At 43.4% G+C, this 17,331-nt stretch carries 13 protein-coding genes; 8 read left to right on the top strand and 5 right to left on the bottom strand.

Features of this window, described 5'->3' with window-relative positions:
• Nucleotides 1-20 precede the first annotated feature (20 nt).
• Nucleotides 21-1,355, bottom strand: a complete 1,335-nt coding sequence (gene astB, locus FJQ87_RS08535) for an N-succinylarginine dihydrolase (protein WP_140932274.1) — start codon at nt 1,353-1,355, stop codon at nt 21-23.
• Between the two features lie 380 nt (nt 1,356-1,735).
• Here astB and topA point away from each other — a divergent pair, with 380 nt between their 5' ends.
• Complete coding sequence (gene topA, locus FJQ87_RS08540; RefSeq protein WP_140932275.1) at nt 1,736-4,384, top strand: type I DNA topoisomerase; 2,649 nt, start codon at nt 1,736-1,738, stop codon at nt 4,382-4,384.
• Nucleotides 4,385-4,697: 313 nt separating this feature from the next.
• Here topA and FJQ87_RS08545 read toward each other — a convergent pair whose 3' ends face one another.
• Nucleotides 4,698-5,477, bottom strand: coding sequence for a hypothetical protein (locus tag FJQ87_RS08545; RefSeq protein ID WP_140932276.1), 780 nt, complete (start codon nt 5,475-5,477; stop codon nt 4,698-4,700).
• A 227-nt stretch (nt 5,478-5,704) separates the two neighbouring features.
• Here FJQ87_RS08545 and cysB point away from each other — a divergent pair, with 227 nt between their 5' ends.
• Nucleotides 5,705-6,679, top strand: coding sequence for an HTH-type transcriptional regulator CysB (gene cysB, locus FJQ87_RS08550; protein WP_140932277.1), 975 nt, complete (start codon nt 5,705-5,707; stop codon nt 6,677-6,679).
• A gap of 16 nt (nt 6,680-6,695) precedes the next feature.
• On the opposite strand, the gene FJQ87_RS08555 is transcribed toward cysB, so the two are convergent.
• Nucleotides 6,696-8,072 (bottom strand): L-serine ammonia-lyase, encoded by a 1,377-nt coding sequence (locus tag FJQ87_RS08555; protein WP_140932278.1) that lies wholly within the window; start codon nt 8,070-8,072, stop codon nt 6,696-6,698.
• A gap of 223 nt (nt 8,073-8,295) precedes the next feature.
• Between FJQ87_RS08555 and nagZ the strand changes: the two genes are divergently transcribed.
• Both nagZ and ycfP read left to right on the top strand, forming a co-directional pair.
• The gene (gene nagZ, locus FJQ87_RS08560) at nt 8,296-9,315 is read left to right on the top strand and encodes a beta-N-acetylhexosaminidase (protein WP_140932279.1); all 1,020 of its coding nucleotides are present in this window, start codon (nt 8,296-8,298) and stop codon (nt 9,313-9,315) included.
• A gap of 75 nt (nt 9,316-9,390) precedes the next feature.
• Nucleotides 9,391-9,954, top strand: a complete 564-nt coding sequence (gene ycfP / locus FJQ87_RS08565) for an alpha/beta hydrolase YcfP (RefSeq protein ID WP_140932280.1) — start codon at nt 9,391-9,393, stop codon at nt 9,952-9,954.
• Between the two features lie 68 nt (nt 9,955-10,022).
• Here the strand turns inward: ycfP and FJQ87_RS08570 are convergent, their stop codons facing one another.
• Nucleotides 10,023-10,601: a DUF1415 domain-containing protein gene (locus FJQ87_RS08570; protein WP_140932281.1), complete on the bottom strand. Its 579-nt coding sequence runs from the start codon at nt 10,599-10,601 to the stop codon at nt 10,023-10,025.
• Nucleotides 10,602-10,747: 146 nt separating this feature from the next.
• Entirely contained in the window at nt 10,748-11,836 is a 1,089-nt protein-coding gene (locus FJQ87_RS08575; protein WP_140932282.1) for a ketoacyl-ACP synthase III, read from the bottom strand.
• 892 nt (nt 11,837-12,728) lie between these two features.
• On the opposite strand from FJQ87_RS08575, the gene FJQ87_RS08580 reads away from it, so the two are divergent.
• The 4 genes from FJQ87_RS08580 to gmhB all read left to right on the top strand — a co-directional run bounded on the left by FJQ87_RS08580 (nt 12,729) and on the right by gmhB (nt 17,212).
• Nucleotides 12,729-14,105, top strand: a complete 1,377-nt coding sequence (locus tag FJQ87_RS08580) for a hypothetical protein (protein WP_140932283.1) — start codon at nt 12,729-12,731, stop codon at nt 14,103-14,105.
• Between the two features lie 3 nt (nt 14,106-14,108).
• Entirely contained in the window at nt 14,109-15,437 is a 1,329-nt protein-coding gene (locus tag FJQ87_RS08585; RefSeq protein WP_140932284.1) for a glycosyltransferase, read from the top strand.
• Entirely contained in the window at nt 15,437-16,498 is a 1,062-nt protein-coding gene (locus tag FJQ87_RS08590; RefSeq protein WP_140932285.1) for an HlyD family efflux transporter periplasmic adaptor subunit, read from the top strand. The genes FJQ87_RS08585 and FJQ87_RS08590 overlap by 1 nt, the downstream gene beginning before the upstream one ends.
• A 159-nt stretch (nt 16,499-16,657) precedes the next feature.
• The gene (gmhB, locus tag FJQ87_RS08595; protein ID WP_168195164.1) at nt 16,658-17,212 is read left to right on the top strand and encodes a D-glycero-beta-D-manno-heptose 1,7-bisphosphate 7-phosphatase; all 555 of its coding nucleotides are present in this window, start codon (nt 16,658-16,660) and stop codon (nt 17,210-17,212) included.
• Nucleotides 17,213-17,331: the final 119 nt, after the last annotated feature.

A 17,331-nucleotide genomic window follows, 5' to 3' on the forward strand; every position in this document is an offset into this window, starting at 1 on the left:
CCATTTTTATTTAGATTAACTTAACCTTGAAATGAGTAAATACTGCCTAAGTTCATGATTTGTGTGAGCTCATCAAGGGCGGTACATGACTCTTGATAAAGGCTGATGTCAGCAAGGTCGGCGGCGCTTATCCTGTCGCGATAGTGTTTATTCACCCACTGCGTGAGTTGTTGATACAAAGCATCATTTAAAATGACATGCGGATTAACCGCGGCGAGCTCTGCTTGGCTAAGGGCTACGCGCAGGCGTAAACAGGCGGGTCCTCCGCCATTTTGCATGCTTTGTTTAACATCAAAATATTTAACTTGGGTGATTGGGCTGCCGCGCTCGGGAAGGCTTTGTAAGTATTGATAAACTTGCGGGTGTTCTTGGCAATCACTGGGGGCGATTAATATCATGCTGTCATCATTTACACTGACTAATTGAGTGTTAAATAAGTAGCTTTTCACCGCAGCATCTATGCTCACATCATCCGTGCTGACTTCTACCAGATGCAAATTCCCATGCATTTTTTGCTGCAATTGCGCTAACTGCTTTTGACTATCGACAAAAGCTTGTTGGTGATAAAAAAGTACATTTTTATTACCAACGGCAATCACATCATTATGAAACACGCCTTGGTCAATAACCGCTGGATTTTGCTGAATAAAATGAACACTGTTGTGCTCAAGCTGATGCAATCTGGCAATGGCTTGACTGGCTTCAAGGGTTTGCCTTGCAGGATAGCGCCTGGGCGCTGGGGCACTTGGATTACTGGCTTCACGGCCATAGACAAATAACTCAACGCCTTGTCTGCCATAGTCACTGCACAAACGGGTATGATTAGCCGCGCCTTCATCCCCAAAAAATGGATGTTCAGGTAAATGGGGGTGATGGGCGAAGTGGTTGTCGTTGGCAAATATCGCCTTGAGTGTCTTAGTTGTTTGCGTAGGCTCAATGCTGCGATGCAGCTTATCGACTAAGTTTGCTGCGGTAAAATGCACTTTGCCATCGGCGCAATCAGTGCTTGGAGACACAGTAGCAGCATTGGCGGTCCACATACATGACGCACTACTAAAACTATTGAGTAGATGCGGCGCTAACTTAGCGGCTTGGGTTAATACGTTAGCATCACTACCCGTGAAACCTACTCGGCGCAAACTGGATAAGTCTGGACGCGCTTGTGGCGGTAATATTCCTTGAGTTAATCCCATGTCAGCTAATGCTTTTGCCTTAGTTAATCCTTGTAATGCTGCGGCTTTGGGATTCGATGGCGCCGCTGCATTATGTTGTGATGCCACATTTCCAAACGACAAGCCGGCATAGTTGTGGGTCGGTCCTACTAGTCCATCAAAATTAGCTTCCAGATAACTCATGAATCATCCTCGTACTCATCGACTTACGTTTAGGGAAATAACCTATATGAATTGGATAACACTTGTATTTAGCTTGAGTGGTTAGTGTTGCTTATCTGTAAAGTCATGAAGTATACGTGAGCGGTTAGCGCACACAAGGGGCAGAGGATTTGCTTATGTGGGCATCCATGACCTAAAGTGCATAAGTATTTTCATTAGATGGTAAAAACTGAAAGAATAGTTTTTAATATCGCAAGATTATTTTTTACAAAAAGCCATAAATTGTATAAAAATTGACTCGCTGGCGCACATAATCGAGGGATTCACTTGAAACTCGTAGGACAACCCTCTATATATGGAGCCATTTCCACCTTCCAGAGACCATTGGCGCGAATCATACTATGGGTAAATCGCTAGTTATTGTCGAATCACCGGCTAAAGCCAAGACCATTAATAAGTATCTTGGTAAAGAATTTATTGTTAAATCGAGCGTAGGTCATATTAGAGATCTACCTACATCTTCCTCGGTGTCTGATGGCAATGGCGTTACTAAAACCGCTGCTGAAGTTCGTAAAATGTCTCCTGATGAAAAGGCGGAGTATAAGCGTGCAAAGGACAAATATAATCTAGTAGCACGCATGGGGGTTGATCCTGAACATGGCTGGAAAGCCAACTATCAGATCTTACCCGGCAAAGAAAAAGTCGTTAAAGAGTTACAAGCCTTGGCCGATTCCGCAGATAAAATCTATCTCGCAACGGATTTGGACCGCGAAGGGGAAGCTATTGCCTGGCATTTACAAGAAATCATCGGCGGTAATCCTGAGCGGTATCAGCGTGTAGTCTTTAACGAAATTACTCAAACAGCTATTCAAGAAGCTTTTAGCAAACCAGGTCAACTCGACACTAACATGGTCAATGCTCAGCAGGCGCGCCGTTTTCTCGATCGCGTTGTGGGCTTTATGGTATCGCCGTTATTGTGGAAGAAAGTCGCGCGCGGCTTATCGGCTGGCCGAGTGCAATCTGTGGCTGTGCGTTTAGTGGTTGAACGTGAAAGCGAAATTAAAGCCTTTGTGCCTGAAGAATTTTGGGACGTGCATGCGGATTTAAAGACGCCATCACAGCAAGATATCACCATGCAGGTCCTGCGTTTTAAAGGTGAAGCCTTTAATCCGGTGACACAAGCTGAAGCGCAAGCTGCTGTTGATGCTTTATCAAATCAGACATTTACTCTTATAGATCGCGAAAATAAAGCGACTCAAAGTAAGCCAACGGCGCCTTTTATAACTTCAACATTGCAACAAGCGGCAAGCACGCGTTTGGGCTTTGGGGTTAAAAAGACCATGATGATGGCCCAGCGTTTGTATGAAGCTGGATATATTACTTATATGAGAACTGACTCGACAAATATCAGTCAGGAAGCCTTAGACGCTGTCAGAGGCCTGATCTCTAAAGAATTTGGTGCTAAGTACCTGCCAGAAGCTCCACTGCGCTACGGTAGCAAAGAGGGCGCTCAGGAAGCTCACGAAGCTATCCGTCCATCGGATGTTGCCGTTGAAGCAGCGTTCTTAAAAGACATGGAACGCGATGCCCAGCGTTTATACGAGTTAATTTGGCGTCAGTTTGTGGCGTGTCAGATGACACCTGCTAAATATGACTCTACTCGCTTAACCGTTAAAGCCGGTGAGTTTGAGCTCAAAGCGTCAGGTCGAATTTTAAAATTTGACGGTTGGACACATGTACAACCAGCGCTGAAGAAGAAAAACGAAGAAGAAAAACTACTGCCTGAAATTGGGATTGGTGAAGCACTGGGCTTAACGTCGCTGCTGCCAAAACAACATTTTACCAAGCCGCCAGCCCGTTTTAGTGAAGCTTCTTTGGTTAAAGAATTAGAAAAGCGTGGCATTGGTAGACCATCGACTTATGCGACCATTATTTCTACCATTCAAGACCGAGGTTATGTCAAAGTTGACAACCGTCGTTTCTATGCTGAAAAAATGGGTGAAATCGTCAGTGACAGATTAGTTCATAGCTTTAAAGAACTGATGAGTTACGATTTTACTGCCGGAATGGAACAGACCTTAGATAACGTCGCTAAAGGTGAGCGTGATTGGACCCAAGTACTCGATGGTTTCTATCATGATTTCGTTGGGCAGTTAACCACGGCTGAAAACGAGCCTGAAGAAGGCGGCATGTTAACCAATGACATGGTGCTGACCGATATTCCTTGTCCAACGTGCGATCGTCCTATGGGCATACGTACCGGTACTACTGGTGTGTTCCTCGGCTGTAGTGGCTATGCATTACCGCCAAAGGAAAGATGCAAAACCACTATGAATCTGACATCGGGTGATGAGGCTATTACCTCTATCAGCGAAGATGCCGAGACTGACGCTCTGCGTGCCAAGCATAGATGTCATTTATGTGGCACGGCCATGGACTCTTATTTGATTGATGAAACTCGTAAGCTGCATGTGTGTGGTAACAACCCTACATGTCTTGGTTATGAAGTGGAAATGGGTCAGTTTAAGATCAAAGGTTATGAAGGACCTCTGATTGAGTGCGATCGCTGTGGTAGCGATATGGAACTTAAAAATGGTCGTTTTGGTAAGTATTTCGGCTGTACTAATAGCGAATGTAAAAATACCCGTAAACTGCTGAAAAGTGGTGAGGCTGCGCCGCCAAAAGAAGATCCTATTTATCTTCCAGAGCTTAAGTGCACTAAGTCTGATGCGCACTTTGTACTGCGTGATGGCGCTGCAGGTATCTTCTTAGCCGCTAGCACTTTTCCTAAGTCACGTGAAACTCGCGCGCCGTTAGTGGAAGAGTTAGTGAAATATCGCGAATTGTTGTGGCCAAAATACTTGTATTTAGCCGATGCACCAGTAACCGATGACGAAGGTAATAAAGCACAAGTTAAGTTTAGCCGTAAGACCAAAGAGCAATATGTCGCCACAGAAGTGGAAGGCAAAGCCACAGGTTGGACCGCTAAATACTTAGATGGCAAATGGGTGATTGAAAATACCCGTAAGAAGAAAGCCAAAGAAAGTTAATTAACTTTGCCAACATAAGCTTACTTAATTAAATCCAGTGCTGAGCACTGGATTTTTTTATGCAGATTTTTTCAGTCTCAGAGACTTATGCTGATGTTTAACTTCTTTAATGCATCAGTCTTTTCATACAATAGACTGTTCATACATTAGTCTTTAGGTGTGTCATCGCTTTGAGTGGATAATGGCATGTAAACATTGCTGGAATTAGGCTTGTGTTTACTATTATCCATCAGGTTGTTGAACATGGCGTAAAACATAGGATATGGGCATAAAAAAACCGCCAATACAGCGGTGTTTTAGCGGTTGACCAGGTTTACCATTTCTTTTTCGGTTGAAACAGCATGTCTAATTCATCCCCTGGTTTTTGTGCTTGATTGGCATTGGGTTGTTCGGTTTGCTGCGCCCCGGTCATTTCTTCTAAAAGATCTTTTGCCTCATCAGATTTTTTTAAGACAAAAGGATCGGTAGGGTTGTGTTGTTTAAGGGCATTTAAGGTGGCAATGGCTTTAGTGACTAACTGTTTAGCTGAACCGTACTGCTTAATGGCGCAAGCGCTTTTCGCGCGATTGAGCATTGCATCAACGTTAATTCGCAGTTGTAAACTATCAATCCGTTTTTCTTCCTGGCTAAAAATTTCAGGGACGACTTTGCCTTTAGTATTTTCATTGCGCAGTATTGCTTTTAATTTTTTTAAGGATTGAACCAATAACAAAATTTGTTTGTCATTGTCTGGCAAGCGAAAACTCTCAATCGAAGGCGTGTTGTCGGCGTTCTTTCTTAATTGCTCGAGCATGTTGTTTACATCAACTAAACGCTTTTCTAGCTGGCTTGATATCGGGGGAATTGCTGAAGTTAACGCACTTTGCAGTGCATCTTTAATGCGTTCATGCAAAATGATAATAATTTGGTTGGAGCATGGTAATATCGCTGAATTGGCGAGAACAGCTTCCGTTTCATCAAGAATCGCTTTTTGGCGATTAAACTCATTTCTACGGTCACCCTCAACGCGCGCTTTTTGTTGCTGTATTATGTTAATCCCAATGACTACTAATACTAGGGCACCGATGAGGACTAAGACCACAGTAATTATCATAGATAATCCATTAAGTTAGACATGGGAACAATGCTACATGAAATCAAATAGCTAGCATAGTTATCTTAGACTAGCTTTGAGTCTGTGTCGTTATTGGTCATTAAATCAGGTTTTTTATTCCACTTTGGTTTGGTAATCTGCACCATTAAAACTAATAATTATACGTATACAGTCAGGAAGGACTTCCGCAGGCTTTATGCGGAGTATTTAGTGCTTAGGAAATTAGCATGAAATTACAACAGCTTAGATATATAGTTGAAGTTGTTAATCATAATCTTAATGTCTCTGCGACGGCAGAATCTCTGTATACCTCTCAGCCAGGTGTTAGTAAACAAGTCAGAATGCTTGAAGATGAACTCGGTGTACAAATCTTTGAGCGCAGTGGTAAACACCTTACTCACGTGACTGAAGTCGGTAGCCAAGTCATAGCTATTGCCACTGAAATTTTAAGCCGAGTCGATAGCATCAAGCGTGTGGCTAATGAGTTTACTTATCCTGACCGCGGTGAATTGCGGATTGCTACCACTGAAACCCAGGCTCGATATGCGCTCCCTCCTGTGATAAAACCTTTTATGGCAAAGTATCCTAAGGTTAATTTGCATATGCATCAGGGCACTCCGGCACAAATTAGCGATAAGGTTGCTCGCGGTGAAGTGGATTTTGCTATCGCCACCGAAGCTATGCATTTTTACAGCGATTTAATTATGCTGCCTTGTTACCACTGGAATCGCAGCATAGTTGTCTTGCCAGATCATCCGTTAGCTAAGGTTGAGCAGATTAGTCTTGAAGATTTAGCGGATTACCCATTAATTACTTATGTGTTTGGATTTGATCCCGCATCCCCAATCGATGCCGCGTTCAATCGTGCCAATCTTGAACCTAGGGTCGCCTTTACTGCAACTAGCGCCGATGTACTAAAAACTTATGTACGCTTAGGTTTAGGGGTCGGGGTGATTGCCACTATGGCGCTTGATAGTAAGCTTGATAGCGATCTTATCGTGCGCGATGCTAGTCATTTATTTGCGGCCAGTACGACTAAAATTGGTTTTAGGCGTGGCAGCTTTTTACGCAGTTATATGTATGAATTTATTGAAGAGTTTGCGCCGCACCTTAGTCGCGATGTAGTTGAAGAAGCCATCATGCTCAAAGATCAAGACTTGATTGAGAGCATGCTGGCGACTATTGAGTTACCTGTGCGCTAAGCCGTTATCTGCTTGTTTAGCATTCAACAATATTGACCGCCAGACCTCCTTTGGCGGTTTCTTTGTATTTACTGCCCATGTCTCGGCCTGTATCCATCATGGTTTTGATAACTTTATCTAAGCTGACCTTATGATTGCCATCACCGCGAAGCGCCATTCTTGAGGCGTTAATTGCTTTTACAGCGCCCATGGCATTGCGCTCAATACAAGGAACTTGCACTAAACCACCAACAGGGTCGCAGGTGAGGCCAAGGTTATGCTCCATACCAATTTCAGCGGCATTTTCAACGTGTTCAACCGTGCCGCCCATAATGGCTGTTAATGCTCCTGCGGCCATAGAGCAAGCAACCCCAACTTCACCCTGACAACCCACTTCAGCGCCTGAAATGGAGGCATTCTTTTTATATAAAATGCCGATGGCAGCTGCCGTTAACAGGAAGCGATTACAAATATCTTGGTCGACTTCTTGCACAAACATGTCGTAATAACACAGTACGGCAGGGATAATGCCGGCAGCACCATTGGTTGGGGCCGTGACCACTCTATCGCCTGCGGCATTTTGCTCATTGACTGATAATGCAAATAAATCCACCCAATCCATTGCCGTTAATGGGTCAACATTATTGCGACCTTCGGCTTTAAGGCGACGGTATAACGAAGGAGCGCGGCGGCGCAGTTTAAGGCCTCCTGGTAATAAGCCTTCCTTAGAATATCCTTTATTGACGCATTCTTTCATGGTCTGCCAAATTGCCCATATTTTTTGGCTAATGGCTTCTTCTGTGCGGATACTAAGTTCGTTTTTCATCATTAAGGATGAAATGCTTAAGCCATTGTCATTACACATTTTAATGAGTTCATTGGCGCTGTTAAAATCAAATGGCGCAGAGCCCAGTGGTGTTGCTGGTGAGGCATTCACGGCCAAAATTTCGTCTTGATCTAAAATAAAGCCGCCACCCACGGAATAATAGGTGCGCTCGGCAATACATTGACCTTGCTGGTAAGCGTAAAGTGTCATGGCATTGGCATGAGCCGGTAAGCTTTTGCGTCTGTGGTAAGTGATACCATCTTCGCGGGTAAAGCGCACAATATGGCCACCGCTTAACGTTAACTGTTGTTCTTGCTCGACTAAAGCGAGTGTCGCATCGATATTGTCTGTATCGACTTTATCTGGCTCCTCTCCCAGTAAACCTAAAATAACGGCTTTACCTGTCCCATGACCTTTACCGGTTTGACCTAAAGAGCCAAAGAGTTCACAGCGCAATTCATCGACTGGAGTCAGGATACCTTGGGCTTGTAAACCATCAATAAATAGTTTGGCAGCTTTCATTGGGCCAACAGTGTGAGAACTTGATGGGCCTATGCCGATTTTAAACATATCAAAAACACTGATCATACTCATACCTTGATGTATCCAAATTTGAAGGATTATAGCTGGAATGTCGCCAAGCCGTTAATGTCTCAAGTATCCCATAGTCAAGACGCTATTATTTCATGATATTTTCTTATCTAAATGTGACGGCATGACAAATTTTATTGGTTAATGGCAGCATACTCGCTCCCCAGAACATTCGCTTTTGTGGCAGACTAAGGCATTACTCTTTGATGATGGACATACGATGAGCTATTTAATGATGGATCTGGCGGGGTTAACCTTAGACCCGCAAGAAGCAAGTCAATTGCAACACCCAGCCGTTGGCGGGTTAATTCTTTTTAGTCGTAATTATCAAAATCGTAGCCAACTAGCACAACTCATTGCCAGTGTTAGGCAATGCCGACCCGATCTCTTGATTGCCGTTGACCATGAAGGTGGCCGCGTACAACGTTTTCGTGAGGGCTTTACCTCAATTCCGGCCATGGGTGATTTGTTACCTTTGGCAAAAGATATGGCAGAAGCGTGTGACTGGGCGCGTGAGCTGGGCTTTTTGATGGCAATAGAATTATTGTCGCTAGATATTGATTTAAGTTTTGCGCCGATACTGGATTTAAATGGCATTAGTGCCGTGATTGGTAAACGCAGTTTTAGCTCAGAGCCGCTGGAAGTCGCCAGTTTAGCGCAGGCCTTTATTGAGGGCATGAATAGTGCGGGTATGGCCGCAGTAGGTAAGCATTTCCCTGGGCATGGCAGCGTAGCGCCGGATTCTCATATCGCTATGCCGGTGGATGACCGTAGTTTGCAACAAATTGAAGCCCTTGATCTTATCCCATTTGTTAAGCTGATAGACGCCGGTCAATTGCAAGGCTTAATGCCTGCCCATGTGATTTATCCGCAGGTGGATGAACATCCTGCAGGTTTTTCAACGGTATGGCTGCAAGAGATTTTAAAACAGCGTCTGCAGTTTAACGGCGTTATTTTTTCTGATGATTTAGGCATGAAGGGCGCCAGTGTCGCGGGGAATTATCGCGCACGGGTGAAGGCGGCATTACTGGCGGGTTGTGATATGGCGTTATTGTGTAATGACCCCGAAGGCGTTGCCAGCGTGCTTGCTGATGATTTTGTGTGGCCACCACTGCCTATTGCTTCGAAAGTCTCTCAATTACTGGCGAACAAGCCGCAAGTTGCCATTGCGCTGCAACAAGAAACACGGTGGCTAGAAGCGGCTGCGTTAGCCAAACGCATTAGTGCTCAACTTTCATAGTCAATAATTTACTGAGAGCTCAATTTTCAACGTTGTTAATTTGAATCGTATTTAACATTATGCATAGGAGGCGTGATGATTTTTTATCTCCATGGTTTTGATGCCACAAGTCCTGGTAATCACGAGAAGATGCGCCAGTTACAATTTATTGATAGCGATGTGCGGTTACTGAGTTATTCCACCATGCACCCAAAGCATGATATGCAGCAAATACTCAATCAAGTTGCTCGCCAATCTACTCCTGCTGAGGTACAAAAGCCGTTATTTATTGGTGTAGGTTTAGGTGGCTATTGGGCTGAACGGATTGCGTTTCTAACGGGGGGGTATAGCGTACTCATCAATCCCAATTTATGGCCTGAAACCACAATGCAAGGCAAAATTGATAGGGCAGAAGAGTATCAAGACATAGCCACTAAATGCGTGACGCAATTTAGAGAGAAAAACCAAGGCAATGCCTTGGTCATTCTGTCGAGGCAAGATCAATTGTTAGACGTAAACGCCATTGATGACTGTTTGAATGCTTATTATCAAGTTCACTTTGATGAGCAGCAGTCGCATAAGTTCTCGCAATTAAGCCCTTGGTTAGCGACGATTAAACAGTTTTACGCCGCTAAGCTATTAGTCAGCCCTGTGATTTAACGCTTTAGTCCGTAAGTTATAATCCAAGGCCATCATGCGAATGCTGAATAACTGTCAGCGTTCGCTGTTTACTTTTTGTCACCTAAGTTGTCATCAGTGTCATGGCGCTGACAATCACTCAGTAATTGCTGGAAGAATGCGGCGCCTTTGCGCTCGCAAAAGGCAATATTACGCTCAGGAATCGATTCAGGCTCAAGGTAACTGGCTAATGCCTTTTCTAAACTGGCTTCACGAATAATGTGTAGAGTTGGGTAGGGCGCTCGATTGGTATAATTAGCGGCCGCATTAGCATCGTCACCATCAAAGCAATAGTCGGGATGAAAACTGGCCAGTTGATAAACACCTTCATAGCCATTATCCATTAAGGCATCGTTAGCTACATCCACCAAATCTAAGTAGTGATGAAAATCTTCAAATCCACGCGGTAGGATAAATAATGAGGTTTCAAGTGCTTGATGTTCATCTAAGTATTGGCATTCATCGATTAACTGTTTTAATACGGCCTTAAACTTAGTGTCTTCAACCACGCGATAACGCATGGCATTACGTTCCACTTCTTTACGGGCGAACGGACAAATATTGTATTTCATGATAACTCGCTTAACCCAGTTATCTGTGTGAGTAATAATATCGTTCAGTTCGTGCATAGCAGTCTCTTGTTGGCTAGGTATATGTTCGCAGTAAGTGACTTATCATCACTCAATAGTGAATGGTACTTTGAAAATAAAACGTCCACCTAAATGATGTTAGGTGGACGCCATGCTGCAATGAAGTCATTGCTACTTTTTATTGCTTAAGCTTCTTGATTAGCATGCGCTTTTGATAAGAAATAATCCGCAGCACGTTTAACCAATTCAATGCCGGTCGATTCACATGGCGGCAGATCAGCATCTGATAACGCGATTGGCTCAACGCGCTCGCCCCATTTTAGCAATAATGCCGCTGAGGTTAAGCCCGCACCAAAGGCGCAAGATAAAATAGTATCGCCAGCCTTAATGCGGCCTTGTTCCAGTGCATCACAAATAGCAATGGGGATGGTGGCAGCAGAGGTATTGCCATAATTTGCGATATTGACAAAAGCTTTGCTCTTATCAATCTTCATGCGGCTCACTAAAGTATCAATAATGCGCTCGTTAGCTTGGTGAGGTATGACTAAATCTATGTCATCTTTATCTATGCCGGTTTTCTCAAGCACTTTTTTGCTGAGATTGCCCATGCCACTAATGGCACGTTTAAAGATTTCTTGGCCATTAAACTGAATATAAAAATCCAGTGAACTTGGATCGAATCTATCCATAGCCGTACCAAAACCAGCGCTTAAGATTTCGCGGCAACTTGGGTCGTTATTTAGCTCGTAAGCTAACACGCCTTCTTTATTATCCGTGGCTTCAAGTACGACAGCGCCGGCACCATCACCAAATAACACCGCAGTATCACGGCGTGACCAATCAAGATAATAACTTAAGCGCTCAGCACCGATTACCATTACGCGTTGGCATTGACCACTTTGAATTTGAGCATTGGCTAGACCCATGCCGTATAAAAAGCCACTACAGGCGGCATTGATGTCGAACGCAGCGCAGCTGGCACCAAGATTAGCTTGTACCGTTGAGGCAATGTTAGGGATGAGCGTATCTGGGCTCGCGGTTGCGAGGATGATCATATCAATTTGGCTAGCTTCAAGACCTGCGGCCGCTAATGCGCGCGCCGCGGCCACCGATGCGAGCTCAGAGGTGTTGACATGGCTAATATGACGCTGAGAAATCCCTGTGCGTGGGCGAATCCATTCATCAGAGGTTTCGATAAAAGTTGCGAGGTCATCATTAGTTAATACTGCAGGAGGCAAGCATTTGCCCCAGCCGGTGATAGTTGCGTACTGCATGGTTTACTCTCTTGTCGTGGGCCCTAAGCCCTGACCAATAAAACTAGGATTCGACCTTGGATGGTGTTGAATACTCAGCGATTAGCTAGTGTGTAAACTCATCATTCAGGCTAGACCGTGGGTAAGAAAATAGCCTAAGTGACACCTGTTCAAAGCTAGGTATCAATAATGATGCTTTAACCACGCATCTGCTTTATTGGTGTTGGTTTCTACATAATGCGAGCGAGTCGCAATGTTCATGTTCAGCTTGCTAAGCACCGCCAGCTAACACGCTGAATCTGATATCTCGCGTTCACCATGGGTATTCTATCCATGAACAACATCTAAGGTGTGAGGGCGGTTGGCAGCTTGAGATTCACCAGTCAATTTGCAAGAGTAACTTACCCTATATCGCAAAACTAGCTTCACAGTTAAACGCGGCGGTAAGTATATCCAGCACTTTCTCCGCATAAATTAGCCGTCATCTTGAATGTTTGAGCTAGCTTTGGCAAGTCATTCAGCTTCAATTAATCTTGTTTATGCTGGCGCTAATGAAAGAATCAAATTGAATTTCAGTCGGTTGCAAAGGTTACTCTAGTGCGTCAGCGGCAATCCACTGGGTGAGAGATGGCTATTGTTGGTGGCTAATTTTCGTTCTCATAAGCAGGGTGGGCGAAAATGTACTAACGTTTATGTTAACTAAGGGCTATTAACCACAAGGTTTTGCCGCCGATCGATGAATAGTAATCTCGTCACTAAATAAAGAAATACAAGTTAGGTGTGGACTTGAGTTTTTTAGTTCCTTTGTTAAATATACGTTTTGCTAGTTTTTGGCGGGGTTGATGTGTGAGGTCATATCTAAGTGGCTAGATAGTTGATCTGCAATGTGTTTAATGACAATAAAGTGGTGAACATGCAAAATTTACGTGAAATCATTCCTCTCCCAAAGGCTAATTGGCATCATAGTGGTGTATGGCTCGGTATACCTCCCCCGATAGAGTTGCAACATAAATTTATTTTTATTGATCGCCTTAGCGGCTTAGTTGAAATCGATTTGACCGATGCGTTTTTTGTCGTCGCTTGTGATGCTCATGAGCAAGACGAGATACTGACTGCGCTGAGAAAAAATCAAAATACGGCGTTAAGTTTGATATTAGTCATTGCGCCAAGTCCGTTATCACCTTATCTAGCCAATGGTACATTTGATATGGATACCCTCACTAAGGTGGAGGAGTATTTCCATAAAAAGAGTCTAGTTAACTTATATTATGAAAATAATCGTGAGTTTACATTGCTAACCTATTTGTGGCTGCACTCAGGTAATGATTTATCTCCCATAAAAGATCCTAAAAATGCCAGTGTTTATTACTATCCCTTGTTTGATGCTTGGGGCATTAATATTATCGATAGCTTTGCTTTGCTGGCACAGTTGCAGAGTAAAGGGTGGCTAGAGTCGACACGATTAGAGAGTCGTATTCGCTGCTGTCCAAGTTGCCAATCAGCTCGATTGAATTACATTGATGTTTGCCCGCGCTGCTTTGGCATTGAAATTAATCTTCGTGCGAGTTTGCATTGTTTTAATTGTGGTCACATTGGCGAGCAGAGTTCATTTCGAGAATCAGGCATGCTTGCTTGTCCTAATTGCTTAACGCAACTACGCCATATAGGTGTGGATTATGACCGGCCGATTGAAACTCATTCTTGTCATCATTGTCAGCATTTATTTGTGGATGCCAAAGTTCAGGCTCAATGCTTGGAGTGTGGCACTACCAGTGAATTGTCTGATCTCATAGTTCGCAACGTTCGTCACTACCATTTAACGCAAACCGGTCGGCTATTAGTGATCCAAGGCGCCTTAGATCAATTATTTGCAGATAATAGTTCAAACATTATGGATACCAATCAATTTTATTGGTTGGTGAAATGGCAGAACGATCTTGCTAAGCGTCATAACCTCGAGCACGCCATTATTTCAATGAAATTGCTCAATCTTCAAGAAATAGTGAGCTCTAAAGTGAGCTTTGATCAATTGCAAGAGTTTCAGCAACGCTTGTCATCTGTGGTGCGTGGTACCGATGCGTGCAGCCAATTTACCGAAGAAGGTTTATTGCTATTTTTACCTTTTATCAGTCCAGATGAGATACAACATGTATTTCAAAAACTCACCGATTTGATAGCTATTTTTCCAGAAGAATTCAAATTTAGTTTTTGTGAAATCCATTTGCCGGCGGAGATAGGAGCAGATGTCAAAAGTTGGCTGGTGGATAATTTAGCCTCATTGGAACGTTAATCTATGAGCGAAATTACGACACTTATCTATTTAGTGCTCGATCTAGCTCATAGCTTAGGTCAAAGTATGACAGTGATCTTTTGGTTCATGCCACTGATGATCATGTACGAATTGCCACTATTAATTTTAGTCGTAACTGGGATTTTGCGTTTTTATTATCAGCAGCATAGCACCACTCAAGTCACTAGTTTATACACACCTAAGGTGTCCTGCATTATTACCTGCTATGGCGAAAAAGCAGCAGTTGTCACAACTATCGCATCATTTGCCGAGCAAGTTTATGACGGTGAAATGGAAATTATCGCCGTTGTTGATGGCGCTGTAAGTAATGCTGAAACTTACGAATTTGCTAAAACCGCAGCAGTTAAATATTCGACTAATAATCGCCATATAGTCGTGTTACCTAAATGGCAACGCGGCGGGCGAGTATCGGCATTAAATGCTGGGCTGAGTGTGGCAACTGGCGAGATAATCTTTAATGCCGATGCCGATACGTCATTTGATAATGATAGTGTGGCGCAAATAGTCAGTTATTTTATTGACCCTAACGTGCCTGCAGTGGGAGGAGCATTAAGAGTCCGTAACGTCAACGCGTCATTTTTAACGCGTATGCAGTCAATTGAATACCTAATTTCTATGCAAGGCGGTAAAACTGGCTTGGCTCAATGGAATTTACTCAATAATATCTCAGGTGCCTTTGGGGCATTTAGGCGCGATCTATTAATACAAATCGGCGGTTGGGATACTCATACGGCAGAAGACTTAGACTTAACGGTACGTATCAAGCAATATTTTAGTAGGCATCCGCAGTGGCGCATTCCGTTTGCGACCTTTGCTGTGGGACACACTGATGCACCTCACACATTAAAAGATTTAATTTTGCAGCGAATGCGTTGGGATGGCGATTTGTTTTTTCTCTATTTTAGAAAGCATTGGCCAGCGTTTACCCCTAAGTTATTAGGTTTTGGCACCTTCATATACACCTTACTTTATGGCTACCTGCAGAATGTGTTAATGCCAATTATTATTGCCATTTACTCAGTTGCTATTTTCGTCGCTTTTCCTTTTGTGTTTTCTTCAGCGGTAGCGGTTGGCATCTACTTCGTTTATTTAGCGATATTATTCTATATCTTCATCATAGTGTTCCTGGCAATTTCCGAGCGTCCTAAAGAAGATATCAAGCTTATTCCTTGGCTAGTATTTTATCCAATTTACGCATTGTTCATGCGTTTTGTATGTTTATTTGCCTTGCTAAATGAATGGTTGAGGCGCTCGCATGAAGAAAGCTCCATGGCTCCTTGGTGGGTATTAAAACGAGGTCGAAAATTTTAATGAAAGTTATCTATCCAGCTACATCTAAAATGGATCAACCTACGCTTGAACAAGGCATAAAAATCAATTATGCCCAATCTAAACGTGGTGGCTATCAAGGCCGTTGGTATTTATTGATTCTGGTTGTCATTTCACCTGTGTTGGTGGTGTCTTGGTTTTTAGCTCGCCCTTACATATTTATCCTAGCCCCTGGGGTGTTAACAACCGAACCCTTAGCTATGCGTGCGCCTGAATTTGCAGTGGTTGGCCAGGTATTGGGAACCATTGGCCAAACCATAACTAAAGGTCAGGTACTCATTCAATTAGATAACCCAACCTTGGATGCTCGGATTGATGAAATTATTGGCCAGCAGCGGCAATTGAATGTGCCGCTAACAGCAGAGCAGCAAGCAATCATTAATCAATCCCAGCAAAGGATCAAAGTGGCTGAACTTGGGCTTTCAAAACAACAGTCATTATTAGTGGATTTTAAACAGTACCAAACTCAGGGATTGGTGCCTTTGGCTGATATGGCTGTTATCATCCAGGCTCACACTGCCGCCAGTATGGCGTTTGAGCAAGCCAAAGCCGACTACCTCAATGTTATATATCAACAAAAAATAGAACAAGAATCCGGAACTATAGCGCAGCTCAAACTTGCGTTAGCGCGAGAACTGAGCGAGTTGACCAGTAAACGTCAACAACTGGCGATTATGGCGCCTTTTTCTGGGCGAATTAGTGATATTCAAGTGCAGGCTGGCGAGTATGTTAATAGTGACCTCCCTCTGCTGTGGTTATCAAGTAATGACCAGCCGGTTATTCAGGCATACTTAGACCCTAAGTATTTAGACTTTGTTGGCATAGGACAAAAGGCATCGGTTAAGTTACCTAATGGCGATATTTTTGATGCTGAAATACGTGAACCAACTAAGTTAGTTGGCCGTTTGCCTAAACAATTGATGGGGCCATTTGATGGTGAAAAACCCGTCTTGAAAGTAACGTTAACGCCTCTCATTGAGTTAGCCATAGATATAGAAGGCATACCAGTAGAAGTTACATTCGATCACGACTGGCAGTGGTAACGTCCTAATTTTGAGTGAATCAGCCGTTTTGGTGAGTTTATTCTCAGGTTTAGCGAGCACTTTGCAAGTTCCTGCCGCCAGTATCGAATGAAGGCGATGCAATTTCACAGTAACAGTGGAATAATACAAGGGTTAATAATAGCGATTGGAGCTTGTACTGTGAGTCGAGCCATTTTTTTAGACCGTGATGGCGTGATAAATAAAGATCACGGTTATGTACACCAAGTTGACGATTTTGAATACATTGATGGTGTGTTTGAAGCATGTGCAGCCTTAAAGCAAATGGGATATAAGTTAGTTGTCGTGACTAATCAGTCTGGAATTGCTCGCGGCATGTATTCAGAAGATGAATTTCACAATCTCACCGAGTGGATGGACTGGAATTTTGCTGATAAAGGTGTGGAGTTAGACGGTATCTACTATTGTCCGCATCATAATGAACATGGCATAGGTGCTTATAAGGTCGATTGTGATTGCCGTAAACCTAAGCCTGGTATGATCAATGATGCTGCTAAGTTTCTAAAACTTGATGTTACTCAATCTGTCATGGTGGGTGATAAAGCAGATGATATGCTAGCCGCAAAGGCTGCTGGGGTAACGATTAGAATATTAGTGCGCACTGGTAAACAAGTGCCGGAGCATTCAGAAGCAACGATAGTGCTAGATAGTATTGCCGATATACCTAATTATTTGCGTTCATTAACCGCAAATTAACTGAAAAAGCTTTGGTTTTGATCTAAAAAACATCGTTCGGGCTAAAAGTTGTTCGAACGAATGGTTTTTTGTGTTTTTTACCTAAAAAGGTCTTGCGCTAATTTCTATCTTCCCTATAA

This window comes from Shewanella sp. SNU WT4, from assembly GCF_006494715.1.
GTDB lineage: Bacteria > Pseudomonadota > Gammaproteobacteria > Enterobacterales > Shewanellaceae > Shewanella.

Coding starts and splice junctions, on each gene's coding strand:
- nagZ (WP_140932279.1), top strand. CDS start 8,296: ATGAGCTATTTAATGATGGATCTGGCGGGGTTAACCTTAGACCCGCAA.
- ycfP (WP_140932280.1), top strand. CDS start 9,391: ATGATTTTTTATCTCCATGGTTTTGATGCCACAAGTCCTGGTAATCAC.
- cysB (WP_140932277.1), top strand. CDS start 5,705: ATGAAATTACAACAGCTTAGATATATAGTTGAAGTTGTTAATCATAAT.
- FJQ87_RS08590 (WP_140932285.1), top strand. CDS start 15,437: ATGAAAGTTATCTATCCAGCTACATCTAAAATGGATCAACCTACGCTT.
- FJQ87_RS08585 (WP_140932284.1), top strand. CDS start 14,109: ATGAGCGAAATTACGACACTTATCTATTTAGTGCTCGATCTAGCTCAT.
- FJQ87_RS08570 (WP_140932281.1), bottom strand. CDS start 10,601: ATGCACGAACTGAACGATATTATTACTCACACAGATAACTGGGTTAAG.
- FJQ87_RS08580 (WP_140932283.1), top strand. CDS start 12,729: ATGCAAAATTTACGTGAAATCATTCCTCTCCCAAAGGCTAATTGGCAT.
- astB (WP_140932274.1), bottom strand. CDS start 1,355: ATGAGTTATCTGGAAGCTAATTTTGATGGACTAGTAGGACCGACCCAC.
- topA (WP_140932275.1), top strand. CDS start 1,736: ATGGGTAAATCGCTAGTTATTGTCGAATCACCGGCTAAAGCCAAGACC.
- FJQ87_RS08545 (WP_140932276.1), bottom strand. CDS start 5,477: ATGATAATTACTGTGGTCTTAGTCCTCATCGGTGCCCTAGTATTAGTA.
- FJQ87_RS08555 (WP_140932278.1), bottom strand. CDS start 8,072: ATGATCAGTGTTTTTGATATGTTTAAAATCGGCATAGGCCCATCAAGT.
- FJQ87_RS08575 (WP_140932282.1), bottom strand. CDS start 11,836: ATGCAGTACGCAACTATCACCGGCTGGGGCAAATGCTTGCCTCCTGCA.